The organism is Pseudonocardia sp. SID8383 (assembly GCF_009864975.1).
GTDB classification, from domain to species: Bacteria; Actinomycetota; Actinomycetes; order Mycobacteriales; family Pseudonocardiaceae; genus Pseudonocardia; species Pseudonocardia alni.
In genome coordinates this window covers 1-4,640 of the sequence record NZ_WWFY01000595.1, presented here as the reverse complement: position 1 = coordinate 4,640, position 4,640 = coordinate 1, and the positions used below count along the sequence as shown (strand labels likewise).

The 4,640-nt window shown below is 74.7% G+C and carries 6 protein-coding genes; 1 reads left to right on the top strand and 5 read right to left on the bottom strand.

Annotated elements, in window-relative coordinates; genetic code table 11:
• Positions 1 to 1,052, bottom strand: a 1,052-nt coding sequence (locus GTW08_RS14625; protein ID WP_161152066.1) for an ATP-binding cassette domain-containing protein, incomplete at its 3' end; no start/stop codon positions are given.
• A 127-nt stretch (positions 1,053 to 1,179) separates the two neighbouring features.
• On the bottom strand, positions 1,180 to 1,716 hold the full coding sequence (locus tag GTW08_RS14620; protein WP_073573901.1) for a type II toxin-antitoxin system PemK/MazF family toxin: 537 nt from the start codon (positions 1,714 to 1,716) through the stop codon (positions 1,180 to 1,182).
• Between the two features lie 81 nt (positions 1,717 to 1,797).
• Between GTW08_RS14620 and GTW08_RS14615 the strand changes: the two genes are divergently transcribed.
• Positions 1,798 to 2,835 (top strand): zinc-dependent alcohol dehydrogenase family protein, encoded by a 1,038-nt coding sequence (locus GTW08_RS14615; protein ID WP_073573902.1) that lies wholly within the window; start codon positions 1,798 to 1,800, stop codon positions 2,833 to 2,835.
• Between the two features lie 56 nt (positions 2,836 to 2,891).
• Here the strand turns inward: GTW08_RS14615 and GTW08_RS14610 are convergent, their stop codons facing one another.
• The 3 genes from GTW08_RS14610 to GTW08_RS14600 form a co-directional block, all read right to left on the bottom strand.
• Positions 2,892 to 3,113 carry a hypothetical protein gene (locus tag GTW08_RS14610; RefSeq protein WP_073573903.1) on the bottom strand — a complete coding sequence of 74 codons (222 nt, stop codon included), beginning with the start codon at positions 3,111 to 3,113 and terminating at the stop codon, positions 2,892 to 2,894.
• Positions 3,110 to 4,117 carry a biotin synthase BioB gene (bioB, locus tag GTW08_RS14605; protein WP_073573904.1) on the bottom strand — a complete coding sequence of 336 codons (1,008 nt, stop codon included), beginning with the start codon at positions 4,115 to 4,117 and terminating at the stop codon, positions 3,110 to 3,112. The genes GTW08_RS14610 and bioB overlap by 4 nt, the downstream gene beginning before the upstream one ends.
• Positions 4,114 to 4,640 (bottom strand): ATP-dependent dethiobiotin synthetase BioD (locus GTW08_RS14600; protein ID WP_161152065.1); only part of this gene is annotated, 527 nt, incomplete at its 5' end. The genes bioB and GTW08_RS14600, both read right to left, overlap by 4 nt.

The window sequence follows — 4,640 nt, the reverse complement described above, 5'->3', positions numbered from 1 at the left end:
CCGGTGAGGTGCCCGGCGAACTCCAGCGGCCGGGGCGGCCTGCGGACCGCCTCGCGCTCGGCGACCTCCAGGCGGCGCTGCGCGTCGTGGACCCGGCGGGCCCGGGTGCGTTCGACGCCCGCCCCCTTGAAGGCGTGGATGAACTTGTCGTTGTCGCGCGGCCCGCGCCCGGGGGCGATCGTCGACAGCCCGGCCCGCGCCTTCTCCCGCAGCGCGGCGATCTCCTCCTGCTCCGCGGCGAAGCGCTCCTCCCAGCGGCGGCGGCTCGCCGCGGCGGCGTCGAGGTACTCGGTGAACGAGCCTCCGAACCGGCGCCCGCCGTACCCGTCGGTGCCGAGCTCGCCGGCGTCGAGATCGAGCAGCTCGGTGCAGACCCGGTCGAGGAAGGTGCGGTCGTGGCTCGCTGCGACGACGACGCCGGGCAGCTCCACCAGCGAGCGTTCCAGCAGCTCCAGGGCGGCGTCGTCGAGGTGGTTGGTGGGTTCGTCGAGCAGCAGCACCGCGGGGCGGCGGACCAGGGCGGCGGCCATCGCGAGCCGGGTGCGCTCGCCCCCGGACAGGGTCGCGACCGGCCGGTCCCGCTCCAGGTCGGCGACACCGAGCGTGCCCGCGGTGACCTCGGCGCGCCGGTCGGCGTCCCACGCGTCGTGGGCGATCGCCCAGGCCAGCACCCGGTCGTAGGCGGCGGCGCCGCTGCCGTCGGCCAGACCGGCGGCCAGGCGCTCCAGCTCGGCGACGGCGTCGTGCAGCGGGCGCAGCGCCGCGTCGAGCAGGTCGCCCACGGTCCCCCCGTCGCCCAGGTCGGGTTCCTGCGGCAGGTACACCCGGTCCGCGGGAACCGTGAGCGTCCCGCCGTCCGGGGTGTCGACGCCGGCGAGCAGCCGCAGCAGTGTGGACTTGCCCGAGCCGTTCTCCCCGATCAGGCCGACCCGGGTGCCCGGCGCGGCGACGAGGTCGACGCCGTCGAGCACCGGCGGACGGCCGGCGCGGGTGGCGTGGGAACGGACCAGCCCGCGGGCGGTGACGGCGTGGACCTGCTCGGTCGATGACACGACGACGACTCCGGTGGAGACGGAGGAGGACCGCAGGGGCGTGTGCCGCGTCCGCGGTCGAGGGGGTCGTCAGTGCCTCATGATGACGGCGACGGTACCGGGTGCGCCCGTGCGGCGCACCCGGGTTTCAGCGCCAGCCGTAGCGCGCCCGCAGCTCGTCCGCGACCCGGTCGAACCGTGCCCGGTCCAGCACCGCGCCCTCCCGGCGGATGCCGTGCTCCTCGACCTCCAGCACCCGGTCGAGCCGGATGTAGGAGTCGCGGCCCTCGCGGTCCCAGGCGCCGGAGCCGATCCCGACCCAGTCCGGGTCGTGGGCCCGCTTGTCCTGGCTGGACAGCATCAGCGCGAGCAGCTCGCCGGCCGAGCGCCCGACGACCAGCAGCGGCCGGTCCTTGCCCTGGCTCGCGTCCTCCTCGTAGGGCACCCAGGTCCAGACGATCTCGCCGGGGTCCGCGGCCCCGTCGGGCTCGGGGGCGTAGGTGACCTCCCGGGCACGGTCGCCGGTGGGCGCGGTGCGTACCCGCCCGGCCGTCGGCGGCGGGCCGGGCCGGGCGCCGCCGCCGTGGCCGCGCCGCGGGGCCCGTCCGTCCTTCTGCGAGTCCTTCAGGAACTGCACCGCCAGATCCGCGGCCTTGCGCAGCACCGAGCCCCAGTTGATCGCCATGCCGCCCAGCCTGCCGCACGTGCGGCACGTCACGACCACCGGGCGCGCATGAACGGTTCCGCATACGGGAAGCCCGAGGGTATGAAGGCGACTCTGATCCACGGCACGCACGACATACGGGTCTCGTCCGACGTACCGGACCCGGTCATCCGTGACGACACCGATGCGATCGTGCGCGTGCTGCGCTCCTGCATCTGCGGCAGCGACCTGTGGCCGTACAACTCGGCCGAGGACAACCCGCAGGGCGACCGGATCGGCCACGAGTTCCTCGGCGTGATCGAGGAGGTCGGGTCCGGGGTGCGGAACCGCACTGCGGGCCAGCTCGTCGTCGCACCGTTCGTCTGGGCCGACAACACCTGCGACTTCTGCGCGCAGGGGCTGCAGACCTCGTGCCGGCACGGCGGCGGCTGGGGCTCCGACGGCACCGACGGCGGTCAGGGCGAGGCGGTGCGCGTCCCGTTCGCCGACGGCACCCTGGTCCCGATGCCGGGCGAGCCGGACGACGCGCTGCTCGCGTCGATGCTCACCCTGTCCGACGTGTTCTCCACCGGCCACCATGCCGCGGTCTCGGCGCGGGTCCGCCGCGGGGACACCGTGGCCGTCGTCGGCGACGGCGCGGTCGGGCTGTGCGCGGTGCTCGCGGCGAAGCGCCTCGGCGCCGAACGGATCATCCTGCTCGGCCGGCACACCGACCGCACCGACCTGGGCCGCGAGTTCGGCGCCACCGACGTCGTGGCAGAGCGTGGCGACGAGGCGGTCGAGAAGGTGCGCGAGCTGACCGGCGGCGACGGCGTGGACGCCGCGCTGGAGTGCGTCGGCTACGTGGAGGCGATCCGCACCGCCATCGAGGTGACCAAGGACGGCAGGCTGGTCGGTCGCGTCGGCGTCTCGCAGTACTCCGACATCCCGCTCGGCGTCGGCGAGTTCATGCGCAACGTCGGCGTGCACGGTGGCGTCGCCCCGGCGCGCGCCTACATCGAGGAGTTGCTGCCCGACGTGCTGGAGGGCCGCATCCAGCCCGGACGGGTCTTCGACCGCACCATCGGTCTCGACGAGGTCCCCGACGGCTACCGCGCGATGAACGACCGCGAGGCGCTGAAGGTCCTGATCAAGCCCTGACCTGCGCGGACACCGGCGCGGCCCCCGCCACCGCGGGGGCCGCGCGCGGCGGCGGGTCAGGACGAGGCGCGCTCGCCGTGCCGGCTGCACCGGGCCGTCCAGCCGACCGGGTGGACCTGCACCACCATCCGCCGTGCGCAGTCCGGGCAGAACCGCGGCGGCTCCAGCTCGCGGCGCGCCGCGCACCGGTCGTGCCCGGCCGCGGGGTCCGGCGACCCGCACTGGTCGCAGTACCGGTCCCCGTCCTCGCGGGTCGGCGTGCCCACCGGCGCCGTCACAGCGTCTCGTTGAGGGCCTTGATCGGCATCTCCAGCTCGCCGAGCAGGTCGATGTCGGACTCGGCCGGACGCCCCAGGGTCGTCAGGTAGTTCCCGACGATCACCGCGTTGATCCCGCCGAGCAGGCCCTTGCGGGCGCCCAGGTCGCCGAGGGTGATCTCGCGGCCACCGGCGAAGCGCAGGATCGTGCGCGGCAGCGCCAGGCGGAACGCGGCGACGGTGCGCAGGGCGTCCGGCCCGGACATCGGCTCCAGGTCCCCGAACGGGGTGCCCGGGCGCGGGTTGAGGAAGTTCAGCGGCACCTCGTCGGGCTCCAGCTCGGCGAGCTGCCCGGCGAACTCGGCGCGCTGGTCCAGGGTCTCCCCCATCCCGACGATGCCGCCGCAACACACCTCCATGCCGGCCTCACGGACCATGCGCAGGGTGTCCCAGCGCTCCTCCCAGGTGTGGGTGGTGACCACGTTCGGGAAGTGGCTGCGGGCGGTCTCAAGGTTGTGGTTGTAGCGGTGCACGCCCATCGCGGCGAGCTCGCCGACCTGCTCGGCCGTGAGCATCCCCAGTGAGCAGGCGATGTTGATGTCGACCTCGTCCCGGATCGCCGCGATGCCGGCGGCGACCTGGGACATGAGCCGCTCGTCGGGCCCGCGGACGGCGGCGACGATGCAGAACTCGGTGGCCCCGGTCTTCGCGGTCTGCTTGGCGGCCTCGACGAGCATCGGGATGTCCAGCCAGGCCGAGCGCACCGGCGAGGCGAACAGGCCCGACTGGGAGCAGAAGTGACAGTCCTCCGGGCACCCGCCGGTCTTGAGCGAGATGATCCCCTCGACCTCGACGTCCGGCCCGCACCAGCGCATCCGCACCTGGTGGGCCAGCTCGAGCAGGTCGTCGAGACGGTCGTCGGGCAGGTCGAGCACCTCGCGCACCTGGGTGACGGTGAGGCCGCGACCCTGGTCGAGGACCTGGTCACGCGCGACGGTGAGGACGTCGGTCCGGGCGGTCGTCATGCCCGTGGATCTTGCCAGTCACCCGGCTGGATCGGACCCAGTGTGTCCCGGGCCACCGCGGCGAAACGGTCCGGTGTCACCCGTCCGAGGCCCTCGGGCAGCAGGCCCCGGACCAGCACCCGGGTGATCATCGGCAGGTCCTGGAGGTTGCAGTGCTCGGCCAGGTCCGGCTCCGCCGGCCAGGACCCGATCACGATCCCCGCGCAGGTCAGGCCGCGCACCCGGAGCGCCTCGACGGTGAGCGCGGTGTGGTTGAGCGTGCCGAGCCCGGCCGCCGCGACCACCACGACCGGGGCGTCGAGCAGCCGGGCGACGTCGGCGAGGGTGCCGCCCTCGTCGGTGAACCGGACCAGCAGCCCACCCGCACCTTCGACGAGGACGAGGTCGTGGTGGTCGGCCAGCGTCCGCGCGGTCGCCGCGGCCTGCTCCGGGGTCACCGGGCGCGCCCCGCAGCGCCGGGCCGCGGTCGCCGGGGCCAGCGGGTCGGGGTAGCGGGCCAGCTCCCGGGTGGTGACCTCGGGGA

Bases quoted from the DNA above. Each gene is read 5' to 3' on its own strand.
- GTW08_RS14620 (WP_073573901.1), bottom strand. From the start codon at position 1,716: ATGGCGATCAACTGGGGCTCGGTGCTGCGCAAGGCCGCGGATCTGGCG.
- GTW08_RS14615 (WP_073573902.1), top strand. From the start codon at position 1,798: ATGAAGGCGACTCTGATCCACGGCACGCACGACATACGGGTCTCGTCC.
- bioB (WP_073573904.1), bottom strand. From the start codon at position 4,117: ATGACGACCGCCCGGACCGACGTCCTCACCGTCGCGCGTGACCAGGTC.